Genomic DNA, 18,879 nt, shown 5'->3' with positions numbered 1-18,879 from the left:
CACCGCAAGCCGGGCGCACCACAGGCCGGGCGCACCAGGCCGTGCACCCCCATCGGCGGGACGCAGTCCGCCCCGGCCTCCGACACGCCATTTCCGGTCCCGGACCGTGTCGCCGTACCTTTTCCGGCATGAGCCCCGCACAGACCAGCCCCCCGCGCCCCCCGGCGCGCCGTCGGCGGTTCGGCTGGCCGCAGCGGGTGTTCTCGCAGGTCCTGCTGATGCAGCTGGTCATCGCGACCGGTGTGACCATCCTCGCCACGGGCCTCTTCCTCGCCCCGCTCAGCGCGCAGCTCGACGACCAGGCCATGCGGCAGGCGCTGGCCATCGCCGACACGACCGCCTCGCCCCGGCTGGCCCGTGACCTCACCGGAAGCCCGCCGTCCGCCCGGGGCCCGGTGCAGACGGAGGCCGAGCGGATCCGGACCGCGACGGGCGCCGAGTACGTCGTGGTCATGGACACCCGCGGGGTGCGCTGGTCGCACACGGACCCCGCCCAGATCGGCAGACTCGTCTCCACGGACCCGAGCAGCGTCCTGGCCGGGCACGAGGTCATGGAGATCGACAACGGCACCCTGGGCCGCTCGGCACGCGGCAAGGTGCCACTGCGGGACGCGGACGGGCGGATCGTCGGCGCGGTGTCGGTCGGCATCGAGTACGACAGCGTCCGGGACCGACTCCTCGCCGCGATCCCCGGCCTCCTCGCCTACGCCGGCGGCGCGCTCGCCGCCGGAGCCCTGGCCGCGTACCTGATCTCCCGGCGCCTCCAGCGGCAGACCCACGACCTGGCCTTCTCCGATATCTCCGCACTGCTCACCGAACGCGAGGCGATGCTGCACGGCATCCGCGAGGGCGTCGTGGCCCTGGACCGCAACGGCTCCGTGCGGCTCATGAACGACGAGGCGCAGCGGCTGCTCGGCGTCGGCCCCGAGGCCGCGGGCCGGCCGCTCGACGAGGTCCTCGGCGCGGGCCGCACGGCGGACGTCCTCGCGGGCCGGGTCACCGGCGACGACCTGGTCACCGTCCGGGGGCACCGGGTCCTGATCGCCAACCGGATGCCCACGGACGACGGCGGCGCCGTCGCGACCCTGCGCGACCGCACCGAGCTGGAACACCTCGGCCGCGAGCTGGACTCGACCCGGGGGCTGATCGACGCCCTCCGCGCGCAGGACCACGAGCACGCCAACCGGCTGCACACCCTCCTGGGGCTCCTGGAGCTGGAGATGCACGAGGAGGCGGTCGAGTTCGTCACCGAGGTGGTCGGGGTGCACCGGGCCACCGCGGAACAGGTCACGGAGAAGATCCACGACCCGCTCCTCGCCGCGCTCCTGGTCGGCAAGGCCACCGTCGCCGCCGAGCGCGGGGTCTCCCTGCGTCTCGCCCCCGACTCGCTGCTGCCGGACCGGCTCGTCGACCCGCGCGAGCTGGTCACCGTCGTCGGCAACCTCGTCGACAACGCCCTGGACGCCGTCGCCGGCACCACCGGCGCCCGGGTCGGCGTCACCTTCCGCGCCGAGGGCCGTACGGTCGTGCTGAGCGTCACGGACAGCGGCCCGGGGGTCCCCGTGGACCGCCGCGAGCTGATCTTCACCGAGGGCTGGACGACGAAGGCGCTTCCCTCGCACGGAAAGCGCGGACTGGGCCTCGCCCTCGTACGCCGGCTCGCCGAACGCCGGGGCGGCACCGCCCGGGTGACCGACGGTCCCGACGGGGGCGCCGCGTTCACGGTCGTCCTCCCGGACGCCCTGACCGATCCGGAGCCCGCCACGACCGTCCCCACCCCCTCCAGCCCCGACACCAGCGCCGGCCCTTCCGGCTTCTCCAGCCCCTCCGGCCTCTTCGGGCCGGAGACAGCGGAGGAGGCACGATGATCGACGTGCTCGTGGTGGACGACGACGTCCTGGTCGCGCGGATCAACGCCGCCTACGTCGCCAAGGTGCCGGGCTTCCGGGTCGTCGCCACCGCCCACTCGACCGCCGAGGCACTCGCCGCCTTGGACGGCCACGCGGTGGACCTGGTCCTCCTGGACCACTACCTGCCCGACGAGAACGGCCTCGCCGCCGTACGGGAACTCCGTGCGCGCGGCCACCAGTGCGACGTGATCATGGTGACGGCGGCCCGGGACGTGGCGACCGTGCAGGCGGCGATGCGCCACGGCGCCCTCCAGTACCTGGTCAAGCCGTTCAACTTCGCCGGGCTGCGGGCCAAGCTGGAGGCGTACGCGACGCTCCGCCGCACCCTGGAGAGCGGTGGCGAGGCCGAGCAGGCCGAGGTGGACCGGATCTTCGGCGTCCTCTCGGCCGGTTCCGTCGCCCCCGACCTGCCCAAGGGGCATTCCCCCACCACGGCCGAGCTGGTCCGGCAGGTGCTGCTCGCCGCCGCCGGCCCGCTCTCCGCGCAGGAGATCGCCGAGCGGGCCGGCATCAGCCGCCAGACGGCACAGCGCTACCTCAAGCTCCTCGAACGCACCGGCCGGGTCCGCCTCTCGCTCCGGTACGGCGAGACCGGCCGCCCCGAGCACCGGTACGCCTGGACCTCCTCACCCCCACCACCTGAGGCAGGCCCCGAGGCGTGAGACTCGGCCCCGGGCATGAGGCATGACCCGGGACCAGAGGCACGAACCGGGACGTGAGGAACGACCCGAGCCGGGTCAGACGGCTCCCGCGCCGGTCAGCGCCCGGACCTCGGTCTCGGCGTGGCGGGCCTCGTCGGGCGGCTCCGGCGAGGTGAGCGTGCCGATCCAGCCCGCGAGGAAGCCGAGCGGGATGGAGACCACGCCCGGGTTCTGCAGCGGGAACAGCTGGAAGTCGACGCCGGGGAAGAGCGCTTCCGGACCGCCGGAGACGACGGGCGAGACCAGGACGAGCAGCACCGCGGGGATCAGGCCGCCGTACACGGCCCAGACCGCGCCCCTGGTGGTGAACCTCCGCCAGAACAGCGAGTAGAGCAGCACCGGCAGGTTGGCGGAGGCCGCGACCGCGAAGGCCAGACCGACGAGGAACGCCACGTTGAGGTCGCGGGCCAGCAGCCCGAGGCCGATGGCGGCCGCGCCGATCACCGCTGCGGCGACCCGGGCCACGGTCACCTCGCTGTACTGCTTCGCGTGCCGGCGGCGCAGCGAGCTGTACAGGTCGTGGGCGACGGAGGCCGAGGAGGCGAGGGTGATCCCCGCGACGACGGCGAGGATGGTCGCGAAGGCGACGGCGGCGACGATCGCGAAGAGCACCGTCCCGCCGGTGGACCCCGCTCCCCCGCCGAGATCGAGGGCGAGCAGGGGCACGGCGGTGTTCCCGGACGCGTTCGAGGCGCGGACCTCGTCCGGACCGATCAGGGCAGCCGCGCCGAAGCCCAGCACGATGGTCATCAGGTAGAAGCTGCCGATGAGCCCGATGGCCCAGACGACGGAGCGGCGAGCGGCCCGCGCCGTCGGCACGGTGTAGAAGCGCGACAGGATGTGCGGCAGTCCCGCGGTGCCCAGCACCAGCGCGAGGCCGAGGCTGATGAAGTCGAGCCGGGACGTCCAGTCCCCGCCGTAGCGGAGGCCGGGGGCGAGGAAGTCCATGCCGTGGCCGCTGCGCCGGGCCGCGGTGGAGAGCAGGCTGTTGACGTCGCCGTGGAAGCGGACCAGGACGAGGACGGTCAGCGCGACCGTGCCCGCCATGAGCAGCACCGCCTTGACGATCTGGATCCAGGTGGTGGCCCGCATGCCGCCGAGCGACACGTAGACCACCATCAGCGCGCCGACGCCGATCACCGTCCACGAACGGGCCGCCTCGCCGGTCCCGCCGAGCAGCAGCGCGACCAGGCTTCCGGCCCCCACCATCTGTGCCACGAGGTACAGCACGGAGACCGCCACCGAGGACGTACCGGCGGCGATCCGCACGGGCCGCTCGGCCATCCGCGCGGCGACGACGTCGGCCAGCGTGAACCGGCCGCAGTTGCGGACGAGTTCGGCGACCAGCAGGAGCACGACCAGCCAGGCGACGAGGAACCCGACGGAGTACAGCATGCCGTCGTAGCCGTACAGCGCGATCAGCCCGGAGATACCGAGGAACGAGGCCGCGGACATGTAGTCGCCGGCGATCGCGAAGCCGTTCTCCAGGGGCGAGAACAGCCGTCCCCCGGCATAGAACTCCTCGGCCGAACCATGCCGGTTGCGGCTCACCCAGGTCGTGATCCCCAGCGTGACCGCGACGAAGGCGCTGAACAGCAGGAGCGCCAGGGTCTGGTGTTCTCCGGTCACCGCTGCACCGCCCCTCGGGTCATCTCCTGCGTGTCCCAGCGCAACTCCAGCGCCGCCCGGTCCCTGCGCAGCCGTGCGTGCCGTGCGTACGCCCAGGTCAGCAGGAAGGTGGTGAGGAACTGCCCGAGCCCCGCGACCATCGCCACGTTCACCGCCCCGGCGACCGGCCGGGCCATGAACCCGGGCGCGGCCGTCGCCGCCACGACATAGGCGAGGTACCAGAGGAAGAAGGCGAGGGTGGCCGGGAAGACGAACCGGCGGTAGCGGCTGCGTACTTCCTGGAAGGCGGGGCTCCGCTGGACTTCCAGATAGATCTCCGCCGCACTGTGGACCCGCTGCCGCGGCACCGCGTCGGGGCGGCCGTCACCGGGAACCCCGGCTCCCGCCCGCTCACCCCACTCGGCGCCCGTCGCGTCGTACCAGGGGTCTCCCACCGGCATCGCCGACGCGTCGCGCCCCTCCTGCTCGTCCACCTGCTCCACCGGTCAACTCTCCTTGTCAGCGAACCGTTTCGGCCGCGTGCCCAAGGATGGACAGAGCGGGAAGATCCCGGACTCTTCTCCTCCTTCACTTCACCCCATCAGGTGACTCTTTTCCCTGGTGCCCTGACCAGACCGTGCTGATATGCGTATCGCACGGCCTGGGCCCGATCGCGCACCCCGGTCTTCGCGAAGAGGTTGTTGATATGGGTCTTCACCGTCGCCGTGGAGATCCGCAGCCGGTCGGCGATCTCCCGGTTGGACAGTCCGTCCGCGACCAGCACGAGCACCTCCGTCTCCCGCTCCGTCAGCCCATCAGCCTCCGGCGCCGCAGGGCCACCCGACCCACCCGGACCATCCGAAGCCGCGGAGCCATCCACGCCGCCAGGAGCGGACCGGTCCTCCGGACGGCCCCCGGAGTCGCCGACCGCCGCCCCCGCTCGCCCGGCCTCCTCCGGCCGGTCCATCAACTGCTCCAGCAGGCGCCGCTGTACGGAGGGCGACAGCCCGGCCCGCCCGTCGACGACGTCCCGCACCGCCCGTGCGATGTCCTCCCCGCCGGCGTCCTTGGTCAGGTACCCGCGTGCTCCGGCCCGCAGCGCCGGAAAGAGCGAGTCGTCGTCGGCGTAGGTGGTGAGCACCACGACCTCCGTCCCGGGGAACCGGTCACGGATCCGGCGGGTGGCCTCGACGCCGTCGCAGCGGGGCATACGCAGGTCCATCAGCACCACGTCGGGCTCGTGGGCACCGGTCAGCGCGACCGCCTCCTCGCCGTCCCGGGCCGATCCGACGACCTCGATTCCGGGGAGCAGCCCCAGCAGCATCACGATCCCCTCGCGCACGATGGCCTGATCGTCGGCGACGACCACCCGCACCACCCGGGGCTCCATGGCTCCTCGCGTGCTCTCCGGGCCGCTCACGCCGGCACCCTCAGCCGCACGGTGAACCCGGGCCCTTCGGGCCCCGCGTCCAGGCTGCCGCCGAGCAACTCGGCTCGCTCCCTCATCCCCAGGAGCCCGTACCCGGAGCCGGACGAGCCGAGTCCCTCCCCCGGCCCGGTGCCGCCGGCCCTGCCGGGCGGCCCGGAGTCGCATATCTCCAGGGAGATCTCGTGCGTCCCATAGGCGAACCGGATGCGGGTCCGGGCCCCGGGAGCGTGCTTGCGGACGTTGGTCAGAGCCTCCTGCGCGACCCGTCGCACCGCCTGGGACGCCTCGGCGGGCAGGTCCCGGCGTTCGCCGGTGACGGCGACCTCGGCCCGGTCCTCCCGCGCCAGTTCCCGCAGATAGTCCTCGACGGGCGCCATGTCCCCGCGCAGCGCGGAGAGGGCGTGGCGGGTCTCGGCGAGCCCTTCCCTGGCCATGGAGCGGGCCGAGGTCACGAGCTTGAGGATCTCCGCCCGCTCGGCCCCCGCCTCGATCTTGAGCCGGGCCACCTCCAGGTGCACCATCTGGGCGGAGAGGCTGTGGGCGAGCACGTCGTGTATCTCCCGGGCGATCCTGGCCCGCTCGGCGAGCGCCGCCGACGCGGCCTCGGCCTCCCGGGCGAGCCGCTCCTGGGCGAGCAGCTGGAACCCCGCACCGCGGGCCTCGGCGTCCAGCCGGAGCGAGTACCCCGCGAGGAGCACGGCGACCGTGGTGGCGGCGGCTCCGACGATCCCCGTCTCATCGGCCTCGACGAAGCCGGGAACGAGCACCGCCACCGTGGCCAGGCCGGCGGGGAGCGGCAGCCGCTGCATCGCCATGACGGAGACGACGATCCACAGCACGGTCGCGGCCGTCGGGGCGCCGGCGGCATAGGCTCCGAGGCCGCTCAGCGCCATCACCCCGAGGAGCCCCAGCGAGGCGGCCGCCCGGTGGTCGAGGGTCGTGTGGTGGAAGCCCAGGGCTGCCGCCACGCACAGTCCGAACCCGAGCGGGGGCACGACCGCGAACCCGCCGTCGAAGGCCCCCGAGGTGTAGCTCCCGGTCAGCACCCAGACGCTCAGGACCGCGATCATGGTGTAGTCGAGGACCATGCGTCCCCGGGGCACACCTACCCGGGTGAGTGCTTCCCGTGAGGGCCAGGTGCGCCAGCTTCCCGCGCTACCCGTACCGCTCTCCGTACGACCTCGGTCGTGCTCTTCTTTCATGAACGCCCCCCTCCGTCATCACGATGCTACGGAGAGTCGGCGGCCGTGTGATCGGCCCGTGGGTGGAGCCGGCCGGCTCCACCCACGGGTGGAGTGGCTCAGGCGTCGATGCGGGAACGGTCGAGCGTCGCCGCCGAGCCGGTGATGAACTCCTTGCGGGGCGCCACGTCGTTGCCCATGAGGAGGTCGAAGACCTGCTCCGCCGCGTCCAGGTCGCCGATGTTGATCCGGCGCAGGGTGCGGTGGCGCGGGTCCATCGTGGTCTCCGCGAGCTGGTCGGCGTCCATCTCGCCCAGACCCTTGTAGCGCTGGATGGAGTCCTTGTAGCGGACCCCCTTGCGCTGGAACTCCAGCAGGGTCTGCCGCAGCTCGTTGTCCGAGTACGTGTAGACGTACTTGTCCTGGCCCTTCTTGGGCTGGACGAGCTCGATCCGGTGCAGCGGCGGCACGGCGGCGAAGACCCTTCCGGCCTCCACCATGGGGCGCATGTAGCGCTGGAAGAGAGTGAGCAGCAGGCAGCGGATGTGGGCGCCGTCGACGTCGGCGTCGACGAGGAGGACGATCTTCCCGTACCGGGCGGCGTCGATGTCGAAGGTGCGGCCGGAACCCGCTCCTATGACCTGGATGATCGCTCCGCACTCGGCGTTCTTGAGCATGTCCGAGACGGACGACTTCTGGACGTTGAGGATCTTGCCGCGGATCGGCAGCAGGGCCTGGAACTCGCTGTTGCGGGCGAGCTTGGCCGTACCGAGGGCCGAGTCGCCCTCGACGATGAAGAGCTCGCTGCGCTCCACGTCGTCGCTGCGGCAGTCAGCCAGCTTGGCCGGCAGCGAGGAGGTCTCCAGCGCGGTCTTCCTGCGCTGGGCCTCCTTGTGCTGGCGGGCCGCGATCCGGGTGCGGGCCGCGGCGACGGCCTTGTCCAGGACGGCGCGCGCCTGCGCCTTGGCGTCCCGCCGGGTGGAGGTGAGGAATGCCTTGAGCTCCTTGGCGACCACGTTCGCCACGATGCGGCGGGCGGCGGAGGTACCGAGGACCTCCTTCGTCTGGCCCTCGAACTGCGGCTCGGCGAGGCGGACCGTGACGACGGCCGTGAGCCCCTCCAGGGCGTCGTCCTTGACGATGTCGTCCTCGGCGACGCGCAGCATCTTGGCCGAGCGCAGCACCTCGTTCACCGTCTTGGTGATGGCCGTCTCGAAGCCCGAGACATGGGTGCCGCCCTTGGGGGTGGCGATGATGTTGACGAAGGACTTGACCGTGCTGTCGTAGCCGGTGCCCCAGCGCAGGGCGACGTCGACGGCGAGCTCGCGGGTGACCTCCATCGGGGTCATGTGACCGCGCTCGTCGAGGACCGGGACCGTCTCCTTGAAGGTGCCCTGGCCGGTCAGCCGCTGGATGTCGCAGACGGCCTTGTCCTGCGCGAGGTACTCGCAGAACTCGCTGATGCCGCCGTCGAAGCGGAACGTCTCCTCGCTCTTGCCGATCCCCGCCAGGTCCCGCTCGTCGCGGACGACGATGGTGAGGCCGGGCACCAGGAACGCGGTCTGCCGGGCGCGCTGGTGGAGCGTCTCCAGGGAGAGCTTGGCGTCCTTGAGGAAGATCTGCCGGTCCGCCCAGTAGCGGACGCGCGTGCCGGTGCGGGTCTTGGGGACGCGCTTGCCCTTGAGCAGGCCGTTGGCCGGATCGAAGGGGCTGTCGGGGCCCTGCTCGGTGAAGATGCCCGGGACGCCGCGGCGGAAGCTGATCGAGTGCGTGGCGCTGTTGCGGTCGACCTCGACGTCGAGGCGGGCCGACAGGGCGTTGACCACGGAGGCGCCGACGCCGTGCAGGCCGCCGGACGCGGCGTACGATCCGCCGCCGAACTTTCCGCCGGCGTGCAGCTTGGTCATGACGACCTCGATGCCGGAGAGCCCGGTCTTCGGCTCGACGTCGACCGGGATGCCGCGGCCGTTGTCGCGGACCTCGACGGACCCGTCGTCGTGGAGGATGACCTCGATGTGGTCGCAGTAGCCCCCGAGGGCCTCGTCGACCGAGTTGTCGATGATCTCCCAGATGCAGTGCATCAGGCCGCGGCTGTCGGTGGACCCGATGTACATACCGGGGCGCTTGCGGACCGCTTCGAGCCCTTCGAGTACGAGCAGGTGCCGCGCGGTGTAGTTGGAACCGTCACGGTCTGCGGTCAGCAGCGCACTGGACGGCACGGACGTTTCGGCGGTCACGCGGTTCGCTCCTCGCTGAATTTGAAATGTGGCCCAGTGGGGTAAGGCCCGGCGTCGGTCACCGGTTCAGAGGGTACCGATGCCTGGTAGAGCCGTTGTCACGCCACCCACCCCGATTCTTCATGCTAGTCCAGGGTCGTATGGATGTTCGATCCCTCGATGGGGTGAAGCAAACATCACGTTCCCTTCCAGGCATGAACCATTTAGGCTCCGGGCACGTCCTCATGAACAACCGGCAACCACGCCGGGAGGACGAACCGACACAAGCAACGCGAAATCCGTAGAGCAACGCAATACGGCTCATTCGCCGCCAACCGGCAGCAGACAGCCACCTTGGGAAGAAGTTTCAAGGAAAAGCCACGAGCGGGAACGTTTTCGGCCTGGTTGGATGTTGACCCTGGTACGACAGCTCGTCGAGCTAGAGAAGAGGCGACGTGACTACTGTTCTGACCCCCGCGAGCCCCCTGACGGCCGCTGACCGTTGCGACCGCTGCGGCGCCCAGGCGTACCTGCGCGTCGTTCTGACCAGCGGAGGTGACTTGCTCTTCTGCGCCCATCACGGACGTAAGTTCGAGCCGGAACTCAAGAAGATCGCCGTTGAGATACAGGATGAGACGGACCGGCTCACGGACGTGCCGGCCCGGACGATGGGCGAAGACCACGCCTGACGCCATCCACGACGAGCTCAGGGCCGGTCGCTGACCCCGACCGGACGACGGGCGGCCACCCCCCACGCGAGGGGGTGGCCGCCCGTTCTCGTACCCCGCGCCCGTGCGCGCACCCGGCGGGGGCCAGGGCCACGACAGCGGCCCCGGCCCGCCGATCGGGCACCGGGCCCGGTCAGAAGGTCGCCGGCAGCACCGCCGAGACCCGTGTGTAGACACCCGGATTCTCCGCCTGCCCGCAGCCGCTGCCCCAGGACACGAGCCCCACGAGCAGCCCCTTGGCCACGAGCGGGCCTCCACTGTCACCCTGGCACGCGTCCCTTCCGCCCTGAGGGTCGCCCGCGCACAGCATCGTCTCGCGCCGGTACCGGACGCCGAAGCCGCCCGGGTAGGCCCGCTCGCACGACGCGTCGGGAAGCACCTGGACCCGCGCCGTCCGCAGCGTCGAGGCATAGCTCCCGTTGCCGGTCGTGTCGCCCCACCCGTAGACGTCCGCCTCCGTTCCCGGCGTGTACGCGGTGTCCTCCGCGCGGGCGACACCGATCACGTACGACTGCGGCAGCGGGCTCACCAGCGTCAGCACCGCGAGGTCTCCCGAGTTGCTCGTCGGGTCGTAGTCGGGGTTGACCCAGGTGTCCGAGATCCGGACCTCCTGCCCGGCCTGGCCCAGCAGCGCGGCACGGCCGGCGATGACGGAGAAGTCGCGCACCTCCCACGGCTCACCGCCGAGCACCTCCCGGCCCAGGCAGTGGGCCGCCGTGAGCACCTTGGTCGGCGCCACGACCACGCCCCCGCAGAACTGTCCCGCACGCGTACCCCCGAACCGGTCACGGCTGGACAGCGCCACCACCCACGGCGCTTCCGTGATCTGGGCCGGGCGGCCACCCACCACGACGCTGTCGGCTGCCACGGGAGGGGCGGTGACGACCTGCCCCGCCGCCGCGGTGATCAAGCCCAGGGCACCCGTCAATGCTCGGGCGAAGGAACCACGCATGGAGCCTCCTGACTCTCCGGTGATGTCGGTTCACCCAGCGTCCAGCACAGCTCCCCGCCCTGCACGCGCACAAGCCGGAAGGGCCCGGCTCCCCCTTTCGGGGAACCGGGCCCTTCCGCGTACCGCTCTGTGCCTCGTACGGATCAGTCGAGGTAGTCGCGCAGCACCTGCGAGCGCGACGGGTGGCGGAGCTTCGACATCGTCTTCGACTCGATCTGACGGATCCGCTCTCGCGTCACGCCGTAGACCTTGCCGATCTCGTCCAGCGTCTTCGGCTGGCCGTCGGTGAGACCGAAGCGCATCGAGACGACGCCCGCCTCACGCTCGGAGAGCGTGTCGAGCACGGAGTGCAGCTGCTCCTGGAGGAGCGTGAAGCTCACCGCGTCGGCCGGGACGACCGCCTCGGAGTCCTCGATCAGGTCGCCGAACTCGCTGTCGCCGTCCTCACCCAGCGGGGTGTGGAGGGAGATCGGCTCACGGCCGTACTTCTGGACCTCGATGACCTTCTCAGGGGTCATGTCGAGTTCCTTGGCCAGCTCCTCCGGGGTGGGCTCACGGCCCAGGTCCTGGAGCATCTGGCGCTGGACGCGCGCGAGCTTGTTGATGACCTCGACCATGTGCACCGGGATACGGATGGTGCGGGCCTGGTCGGCCATGGCGCGGGTGATCGCCTGACGGATCCACCAGGTGGCGTACGTGGAGAACTTGTAGCCCTTGGTGTAGTCGAACTTCTCGACGGCGCGGATCAGACCCAGGTTGCCCTCCTGGATCAGGTCCAGGAAGAGCATGCCGCGGCCGGTGTAGCGCTTGGCCAGCGAGACCACCAGACGGAGGTTGGCCTCCAGGAGGTGGTTCTTGGCGCGGCGGCCGTCCTCGGCGATGATCTCCAGCTCGCGCTTGAGCTTCGGAGCGAGCTTGTCCGAGTTCGCGAGCTTGTCCTCGGCGAACAGGCCGGCCTCGATGCGCTTGGCGAGCTCGACCTCCTGCTCGGCGTTGAGCAGCGGGACCTTGCCGATCTGCTTGAGGTAGTCCTTGACCGGGTCGGCGGTGGCACCGGCGACGGCGACCTGCTGCGCCGGAGCGTCGTCCTCGTCCTCGTCGGACAGGACGAAGCCCTTGCTCTCGCCCTCGGTCTCCTCTTCCTCACCCTTGCCGGGCGCGGCGTCCTCGAGCAGCTCCTCGCCCTCGGCGAGCTCGTCGGAGTCCTTCTTGGACGTGCTCTTCTTGGCCGCCGTCTTCTTGGCGACAGTCTTCTTGGCCACCGTCTTCTTGGCGACGGTCTTCTTCGCCGCCGCCTTCGGGGCGGATCCGGCCTCGTCGGCCGAGTCGGCGCCCTCGGCCGAGGTGGCCGAGACGGTGGTCTTCGTCACGGTCGTCCTGGCAGTGACGGTCTTGGTGGCGGTGCGCTTGGCCGGGCTCTTCGCAGCGACGCTCTTGCGGGCGCGCTTCGGCGACTCCGCTGCACTGACCATCAGCGTCACACCCTCTTCCTCGAGGATCTGATTGAGGCTGCGCAGAACATTCTTCCACTGGGTTGGCGGAATCTGGTCAGCCTCGAAGGCCCGACGCACGTCATCGCCGGCGATCTGCCCATCAGCCTTTCCCCGCTCGATGAGCGCCATCACAGACTCGGACTCGGCGATCTCCGGCGGGAGCGTACGGGATGTGCTGGCCGACACGAACAACCTCTCGGAACGATGGAAACGGCTTCCGGCCCCGCTCTGGATCGAGCTGGAGCCGACGACCGTCGACGGGGAATGTGCCGACGGCGCGGGCTGGGCCGGGGAACTGCACAGCGCCTCCATCGGCTGCTGTATTCCTTCCTCGACTGTCACCTCTTAGGTCATCGCACGGCTCGGAGGAGTGTTACGCCCAATCTTCGTGGCCCGAGTCACACCTCATTTGCGACGAAGCGCCCAGAGTGGTCGATCAGTGCACATTCGTGCCGCCGGAACCCGGGCGCCGCCCGGGGGACCCTTGCGGGTTCCCCGGGTGGCGCTCGGACCCGGCGGCACGCGATGCGCACGCCTCCGCACTCCCGACCACGGCCCGCGGATCAGTGTTCGCGGGGGGCGGGCACGACGCGCTCCACCTCGGGGTGGACGGTCAGCAGCTGCCGCATGGCCGCCTCGGCGTCGTTGGCGTCCCCCGCCGCCAGCGCGTCGACGATACGGGCATGGTGCGCGAGGCATGCGTCGCTCGGCCGGTCACAGCTGATGACGGGGCCGCCGGACACCTGGAGCGCGGCGGAGACGATGCCGGAGAGGTGCTCCAGCATGCGGTTCCCGGCGAGCTGGATGAGCAGGGAGTGAAACTCGGTGTCGGCGCGGGAGAAGGTGATGCCGTCCCCCTGCGCGAACGCGTGGCCCATGATCTCGACCATGTCGGCAAGGCGCTGCTGCACGTCCTCACGGCCGTGTCCGGCGGCGAGGCGGGCCGCCAGGGGCTCGATCGTCCAGCGCAGCTCGTTCAGCTCGCGGCGCTGGTCGTCGCGCTGCGGGCCGAAGGCGCGCCACTCGATGATGTCGGGGTCGAGGAGGTTCCAGTCGCTGACGGGCCGGACGCGGGTGCCGACGTTCGGGCGGGCGCTGACGAGACCCTTGGCCTCCAGCACGCGCAGCGACTCGCGCACCACGGTGCGCGACACCTCGAAGCGCTGTCCGATCTCCTCGGGGACGAGCGGACGGTCGGCCCCGAGGTCGCCGGAGACGATCATCTGGCCGAGCTGCTGGACGAGCTGCCCGTGCAGCCCGCGCCCCCGGTTGCCGGCGGTCCGGCGGCCCACCCGGCCCAGGTCGGTGTCCACCCCCTCCCAGGAGGGGGGACCCACGCGGCCGGCGGCGGGCGCCTCCGCGTACGGGTAGCGGTCGAGATCACCCGGGGCGCCGAGAGCGGAGTCGACGGGGCGGGCGGCGGTCATCATGGTGTGCGCAAGGGTACTCACGCATCCTTTGTCGGCGTTGCCCCCGTGACCCTTGAGGTCTTTGGTGAAAAGCACACGAAAGGGTGATCGGCGCCCACTACACAATTGACGATTATTCGGACATATTGGGCATATTTCAAGGAACTTGGCGGCGAACCGGAGTCTTTCGATCCGCAAGTGATCACCAACGAGCCCTGCGCCGAAGGCCCGTGAACACGTAGGCGCAGAGCAACCCTGTCAACGTCAGGGAGAGCGCCACCCCCGCGGGCTGCCCGATCACTCGCAGACTCCCGGCCAGCCAGTGCTCCAGCGCCGGGGACCAGCGCGGGCCGACGAACTCGCGCAGGCGGGCGGGGAGTCCGGCGGCGGACCGCATGGACGGCCCGGTGAGCACCGTCTGCAGCAGCGGGACGAAGGCGACCGGCACGGCGAGGACCGCGGCCACCCCGGCCGCCGCCGCCCGGAACACCCCGGCACCGAGCAGTCCGGCCCAGGCGCAGCCGACGAGCAGCCCCAGCCAACTCGCGCAGAGCGTAGGCCAGTTCCTGGGTACGGGAATCAACTCGCCGCCGTAGAAAAACCGCAGGACCCCCAGGTCGGCCAGCGCGACGAGCACCCCGAGGACGAGGGCGACGGCGGCCGCCACGACGAGCTTCGCCAGCAGCAGGCCGGGCCTGCGGGGCACCGCGCCGCGCCCCGAGGTGAGCGCGGGGTAGCGGTACTCCTCACCGAAGGAGAAGGCGCCGAGCAGCCCCGCGCCGAGCGCCGCCGGCGGCAGCGGCGAGATCGCCGGCCATGCGGCCAGGACCGCGGGCAGCGCGGCGCGCCCGCCGCGGCCCAGGAGCAGGGCGAGGGTCACCGACACGAGCAGGACGGCCGCGACCACGAGCGGGGTACTCGGCACCCCCAGGAGCCGGTGCACCTCGTACCGGAGCGGACGCAGGGGCGAGCGGGCCGGCCGCCGGGCGGCGGCCCGCTGCCCGGCGCCCGCGTCTCGCCCCGCGGCGGCGGTCGCGGGACCGGTGTCGTGCGCCACAGCGGACACGGACCCGTCTTCCGGGGACTCTGCGGCCCGGCTCCCGGAGGCGGCGCCCGCCGCGACGCCGGAGCGTTCGGCTGCGCGCGGCAGGGACCCCGCCCCGTCGCGTTCGCCGGTACGCGGCGAGGCTCCGGCCCGTCCGCGTGCGTGCGGCGCGGGACCGGCGTCGCCGGTCTCGGCGGAGAGACGGTGGATCGGTACGCCGTGCCGGAACGCCGTGTCGCCGACGGCGGCGCAGTCGCTGCCGTAGACGGACAGACGGTTGCCGCCCTCGGCGACCACCTCGACGGGGCGACGGGCCGCCCTGGCCTCCTGGGCCACGACCGCCGCCAGTCGCGCGGCCTGCGGAGTACGGACGGCGACCCGGGGACGCAGCCGGGTGCGGGCGAACTCGGCCGCCTCCTGGTCGGCGACGAGGCGACCGCGGTCGAGTGTGACGACGCGGTCGGCGTTGCGGGCCGCGTTCTTGGGATCGTCCGTGGTGTAGAGCACGGTTCCGCCGTCGGCCGCGTGGGCGCTCAGGAACTCGTACAGCCAGGCGCTCTCGGGGGCGGAGAGGCGGGCACCCGGCTCGTCGAGCAGCAGGGTGTGGGGGGAGCCCAACAGGGCCGAGGCGAGGCCGAGTCGGCGGTCCGCGCCCGCTGGAAGGGTGCCGATGCGCCGACGCTCCAGTCCGTCGAGGCCCACGGTCCGCACCAGTTCCTCCGCCCGCGAGGCGGGTACCCCCGTGGCGGCGCAGAGCATCCGGAGCTGGCCCCGGAGCGTGCGGGAGGGGTGTCCGGGGATGTCGCCGAGGAGCACGCCGACCTCGCGGGGAGGGTGGGCGATGCGGTGGAGTGGCCGGCCGCGGAAGTAGGTGATCCCACGGCCCGGCTCGAGTTCGAGCATGAGCCGGAGGGCGGTGGTCTTGCCGGAGCCCGGGGGGCCGAGGAGAGCGGTCACGGCACCCGGCCGGGCCTCGAAGGTCAGATCGTCCACGGCGGGCGGGCGATCGCGGCGGGGCGTACTGGTCAGTCCGATTGCCTGGAGCATCGCTTCTCTCGCGGTAGGTGACACCGCTCCGCGGCAGGGCGGCGCTATCGCAGCAAGATAACGCTACATTTCGGACTTTCGGCGCAGGATTGATGCTCCGAGGTGCCGGATGTCCGCGCCCGTCAGACCTCGGGCCGCAGCATCGGCGGGTTGAGAAGAGTCGCCCCACCTGCCCTGAAGAGCTGGGCGGGGCGCCCGCCCTGACGGGTCGTGGTGCCACCGGCCGGGACGAGGAAGCCGGGCGTGCCGGTCACCTTGCGGTGGAAGTTGCGCGGGTCCAGGGCCACGCCCCAGACGGCCTCGTACACACGGCGCAGCTCTCCGACGGTGAACTCCGGCGGACAGAAAGCCGTGGCCAGGGAGGAGTACTCGATCTTGGAACGGGCGCGCTCCACCCCGTCGGAGAGGATTCTGGCGTGGTCGAAGGCGAGTGTCCCCGAGTCCTCGCCCTCACCGCCGGCCGCCGCCGCGTCCTCGCCGAGCAGCTCCTCGACGGGGGCCCAGCGGGCGCTGTTCGCGTCGCCGCCGGCCCGGGGCGCCGGAAGGTCGGGGGCCAGGGCGAGGTGGGCGACGCTGACCACGCGCATGCGCGGGTCGCGGTCGGGCGCCCCGTAGGTCGCCAGCTGCTCCAGGTGCGCCCCGTTGCTCGGTACGGGCGGCGGGGCGGCCGGGTCGTGCGCGCACAGGCCCGTCTCCTCGACGAGCTCGCGCGCGGCCGCGGCACCGAGGTCCTCATCCGCCCGGACGAAACCGCCGGGAAGCGCCCAGCGGCCCTTGTACGGCGTTTCGCCTCGCCGTACGACCAGCGTGCAGAGCGCGTGGCGCCGCACGGTGAGCACGACCAGATCGACGGTGACGGCGAAAGGCGGGAAGGCCGACGGGTCGTAGGGAGGCATGCCGCGATCATAGTCGTCTTCCTGACGATAAACACGCCCCGCGGAAGCATCCGCGACGACTTCCTGCCCCTGCCGTGAAGCTTCCCTCGTGTCTGCGCCCGGCATCCCGTCACACCCCCAGTTGAAGGCCCTCTGCGGCCTCCTCGACCATACCGAGACCGAGCCTGCCGACCCGCACGGCGAAGGGCTCGCCCGCGACCACGAGCCCCGAGAGCCGGATCGCACCGAGCGGGGCCGAGGGCAGCGGGTGCACCGACACCGACCCGCCCGGCACGTCCGGGCGGATTCCGGCCAGGGCCAGGAGCGAGTGGACCGCTCCGGCGGCCGCGGCGGCCGCCGGTCTGCACGCCGCCGGGTGGGGCACCGGGCGCCCGCCCGCCGTCCGCTGCTCCCCCGCGTACATCTCGGGGAGCCGATGGGCGAACGTCTCCGCCGCGTCGAGCAGCCCGCGCAGCAGGGAAGCGGCCTCCCGCTCCTGCCCGGCGGCGGCGAGTCCGGCCACGGCGACCGCCGTCTCGTGCACCCGGACCGCACCGGACCGATGGCCGAAGGGGTTGTACCCCGGCTCCTTGACGCCGAGGCCGCGCAGACCCCAGCCGGAGTCGAGGGCCGGGGTGCCGAGCAGTCTCGCCACCTGTTCGGTCTGCGTCTTGTCGAGCAGGCCCGGTGCGTACCGGCCGCCGCCCAGGAGGCCGGTGTCGAGCAGGTGAGCGGCCCAGCCGCCCAGCTCGGCCCGGGTCCGGCCGTCCGGTGTGCGGGCGACCGCGGGGCGGCCCCCGGCCCGGTCCTCGAGCCAGAACTCCCGCCGGAACCGCTCGCGCAGGGTCCGGGCCCCGTCGCGCAGCGCGTCGCCGCCAGGTCTCCCGCAGCCGTCGAGCAGGTCGGCGCCGAGCAGGGCCGCCCGGTGCGCGTGCGCCTGGGTCTCGGCCCTCCATGGCCCGGCGGGACCCGGGTCCGGGACGAAGCAGCTCCCGGCGATGGCCCGGCGCAGCCAGTCGAGACAGCGCTCCGCCACGGGGAGCAGCTCGTCCAGGTCCGCCGGCGGCAGTCCCCAGCGGCGTGCCTCCGCGAGTACGACCGGGAAGGCGAGGGTGGCCTCGACGCCCGTGCAGCGGGGAGGGAGGTGCGGGCCGGCGTCCCTGAGGGGTCCGGGGATGCGGCCGGACTCGGGTCCGCCGCCGGAGAGCTGGGTGCGGCCGAGGGCGCGGAGGGTGGTGGCGGCGAGCCGGGTTCCGAGCGGCAGCGCCATGCGGGCCGCCCAGAGCGCCTCGGCGGTGACCGGTCCGCATCGCCAGGGGACACCGGCGGCGAGGTGGACATCCGCGGGGTGCGCCGGGTCGCGTTGGAGCAGGGTCCGGAGGTCTTCGACGGACCAGCGCAGCAGTTCTCCGGGGCGCGCGTCGTCGCCTTCGGCGCGGGCGTCGGAGAGCAGGTGTCCGCCGGGCCGCCCGGTGCCGCCGCCGTGCGGGGCGGCCGGACGGGCGGCCGACTCCCCGCGGACCCGCAGATGGATCGTGAAGACGGCACCGGGCGCCAGCTCGGCCTCCCAGCGCAGGACGCCCGCCGCCGCCAGGGAGTCCGTGGGCGGCGGGTCGGCCGTGACGGCGGCGGATCGCCCATCGCTCCCCGTCCAGCGGAGCCCGGTGCCGTGGACGCTGGCGGGGAGCTCGGGTGACGGCCTGCCCGACGCCACCGCGCCCAGGTCCGCGAGGTCCGTGCCCAGAGCGATTTCGACGGGGATTCTGAGGGTACGGGTGGCGGCGCTGCGCAAGGTGATCCGCTCGGTTCCGTCGGCACTCCGCGTGCGTTCGACGGCGAGACCGGGATCGGGCCCCGGCTCCCCCGGCACCCGCAGGGCTCCGAGGAAGACCGCCTTGTCCACGCCCACCATGCGGCCCTGGAGAGCGACGGGTTCGCGGCCCGCCACGCGCAGGACGCAGCGGGAGAGGAGCCGGCGGCCGGCGGCGTACACGCCCTCGGGCCCCTCGCCGGTGAGCTGGCCGTGTTCGGCGCAGACGGCGAGGGCGGGCAGGGCGACGCAGAGGAGCGCGCCGTGGACCGAGGGAAGCTCCGCGGGGCGGGCCGAGCGCGGGAGGGCGAGGCCGGCCCCCAGCGTGTACCCGGACAGGTGTCCGGACGAGTAGGAGCCGGACGGGGGATGGCCCGGCGCGTAGCTGCCGGTCGGGGCTGCTGACGGGCGGGCGGTCGGGGGGCCGCTGGGACGGCCGGGGGCCGGGACGGGGCTGGAGGCCATGGCGGATATG

Annotated in this window: 14 protein-coding genes; 3 read left to right on the top strand and 11 right to left on the bottom strand. The window is 72.4% G+C overall.

Annotated elements, in window-relative coordinates; all coding sequences use genetic code 11:
- Window positions 1-128: 128 nt before the first annotated feature.
- Both ACFVZH_RS27815 and ACFVZH_RS27810 read left to right on the top strand, forming a co-directional pair.
- Complete coding sequence (locus ACFVZH_RS27815) at window positions 129-1,868, top strand: ATP-binding protein (protein WP_384901393.1); 1,740 nt, start codon at window positions 129-131, stop codon at window positions 1,866-1,868.
- Complete coding sequence (locus ACFVZH_RS27810; RefSeq protein ID WP_384901391.1) at window positions 1,865-2,572, top strand: response regulator; 708 nt, start codon at window positions 1,865-1,867, stop codon at window positions 2,570-2,572. Before ACFVZH_RS27815 ends, ACFVZH_RS27810 begins: the two co-directional genes overlap by 4 nt.
- 75 nt (window positions 2,573-2,647) lie before the next feature.
- Here the strand turns inward: ACFVZH_RS27810 and ACFVZH_RS27805 are convergent, their stop codons facing one another.
- The 5 genes from ACFVZH_RS27805 to ACFVZH_RS27785 all read right to left on the bottom strand — a co-directional run bounded on the left by ACFVZH_RS27805 (window position 2,648) and on the right by ACFVZH_RS27785 (window position 9,066).
- On the bottom strand, window positions 2,648-4,240 hold the full coding sequence (locus ACFVZH_RS27805) for a cation acetate symporter (protein ID WP_384901389.1): 1,593 nt from the start codon (window positions 4,238-4,240) through the stop codon (window positions 2,648-2,650).
- Window positions 4,237-4,722 carry a DUF485 domain-containing protein gene (locus tag ACFVZH_RS27800; protein WP_384901387.1) on the bottom strand — a complete coding sequence of 162 codons (486 nt, stop codon included), beginning with the start codon at window positions 4,720-4,722 and terminating at the stop codon, window positions 4,237-4,239. Before ACFVZH_RS27800 ends, ACFVZH_RS27805 begins: the two co-directional genes overlap by 4 nt.
- Window positions 4,723-4,820: 98 nt before the next feature.
- A complete protein-coding gene (locus ACFVZH_RS27795; protein ID WP_384901386.1) occupies window positions 4,821-5,609 on the bottom strand; it encodes a response regulator in 789 nt (262 codons plus the stop codon).
- A gap of 26 nt (window positions 5,610-5,635) precedes the next feature.
- Window positions 5,636-6,850 (bottom strand): sensor histidine kinase, encoded by a 1,215-nt coding sequence (locus tag ACFVZH_RS27790; RefSeq protein WP_384901384.1) that lies wholly within the window; start codon window positions 6,848-6,850, stop codon window positions 5,636-5,638.
- A 98-nt stretch (window positions 6,851-6,948) separates the two neighbouring features.
- The gene (locus ACFVZH_RS27785) at window positions 6,949-9,066 is read right to left on the bottom strand and encodes a type IIA DNA topoisomerase subunit B (RefSeq protein WP_384901382.1); all 2,118 of its coding nucleotides are present in this window, start codon (window positions 9,064-9,066) and stop codon (window positions 6,949-6,951) included.
- 434 nt (window positions 9,067-9,500) lie between these two features.
- On the opposite strand from ACFVZH_RS27785, the gene ACFVZH_RS27780 reads away from it, so the two are divergent.
- Complete coding sequence (locus ACFVZH_RS27780; protein ID WP_030687247.1) at window positions 9,501-9,734, top strand: hypothetical protein; 234 nt, start codon at window positions 9,501-9,503, stop codon at window positions 9,732-9,734.
- 172 nt (window positions 9,735-9,906) lie between these two features.
- Here ACFVZH_RS27780 and ACFVZH_RS27775 read toward each other — a convergent pair whose 3' ends face one another.
- From ACFVZH_RS27775 to ACFVZH_RS27750, 6 genes are all read right to left on the bottom strand, one after another.
- Window positions 9,907-10,725, bottom strand: a complete 819-nt coding sequence (locus ACFVZH_RS27775) for a S1 family serine peptidase (RefSeq protein WP_384901380.1) — start codon at window positions 10,723-10,725, stop codon at window positions 9,907-9,909.
- A 143-nt stretch (window positions 10,726-10,868) separates the two neighbouring features.
- Complete coding sequence (locus ACFVZH_RS27770; protein WP_384901378.1) at window positions 10,869-12,404, bottom strand: RNA polymerase sigma factor; 1,536 nt, start codon at window positions 12,402-12,404, stop codon at window positions 10,869-10,871.
- Between the two features lie 377 nt (window positions 12,405-12,781).
- Entirely contained in the window at window positions 12,782-13,669 is an 888-nt protein-coding gene (locus ACFVZH_RS27765; RefSeq protein ID WP_384901376.1) for a FadR/GntR family transcriptional regulator, read from the bottom strand.
- Window positions 13,670-13,829: 160 nt separating this feature from the next.
- Window positions 13,830-15,719 carry an ATP-binding cassette domain-containing protein gene (locus ACFVZH_RS27760; RefSeq protein WP_384901375.1) on the bottom strand — a complete coding sequence of 630 codons (1,890 nt, stop codon included), beginning with the start codon at window positions 15,717-15,719 and terminating at the stop codon, window positions 13,830-13,832.
- A 122-nt stretch (window positions 15,720-15,841) separates the two neighbouring features.
- The gene (locus tag ACFVZH_RS27755; RefSeq protein ID WP_384901373.1) at window positions 15,842-16,615 is read right to left on the bottom strand and encodes an NUDIX domain-containing protein; all 774 of its coding nucleotides are present in this window, start codon (window positions 16,613-16,615) and stop codon (window positions 15,842-15,844) included.
- A gap of 109 nt (window positions 16,616-16,724) precedes the next feature.
- Window positions 16,725-18,869: a glycogen debranching N-terminal domain-containing protein gene (locus ACFVZH_RS27750; protein ID WP_384901371.1), complete on the bottom strand. Its 2,145-nt coding sequence runs from the start codon at window positions 18,867-18,869 to the stop codon at window positions 16,725-16,727.
- Window positions 18,870-18,879: the final 10 nt, after the last annotated feature.

The organism is Streptomyces sp. NPDC059534, from assembly GCF_042743475.1.
Classification (GTDB): domain Bacteria; phylum Actinomycetota; class Actinomycetes; order Streptomycetales; family Streptomycetaceae; genus Streptomyces.
The sequence above is the reverse complement of the archived record's forward strand: the minus strand, read 5'-3'. Positions and strand labels throughout refer to the sequence as shown.

Bases quoted from the DNA above. Each gene is read 5' to 3' on its own strand.
- ACFVZH_RS27815 (WP_384901393.1), top strand. From the start codon at position 129: ATGAGCCCCGCACAGACCAGCCCCCCGCGCCCCCCGGCGCGCCGTCGG.
- ACFVZH_RS27810 (WP_384901391.1), top strand. From the start codon at position 1,865: ATGATCGACGTGCTCGTGGTGGACGACGACGTCCTGGTCGCGCGGATC.
- ACFVZH_RS27795 (WP_384901386.1), bottom strand. From the start codon at position 5,609: ATGGAGCCCCGGGTGGTGCGGGTGGTCGTCGCCGACGATCAGGCCATC.
- ACFVZH_RS27790 (WP_384901384.1), bottom strand. From the start codon at position 6,850: ATGAAAGAAGAGCACGACCGAGGTCGTACGGAGAGCGGTACGGGTAGC.
- ACFVZH_RS27775 (WP_384901380.1), bottom strand. From the start codon at position 10,725: ATGCGTGGTTCCTTCGCCCGAGCATTGACGGGTGCCCTGGGCTTGATC.
- ACFVZH_RS27760 (WP_384901375.1), bottom strand. From the start codon at position 15,719: ATGCTCCAGGCAATCGGACTGACCAGTACGCCCCGCCGCGATCGCCCG.
- ACFVZH_RS27755 (WP_384901373.1), bottom strand. From the start codon at position 16,615: ATGCCTCCCTACGACCCGTCGGCCTTCCCGCCTTTCGCCGTCACCGTC.
- ACFVZH_RS27750 (WP_384901371.1), bottom strand. From the start codon at position 18,869: ATGGCCTCCAGCCCCGTCCCGGCCCCCGGCCGTCCCAGCGGCCCCCCG.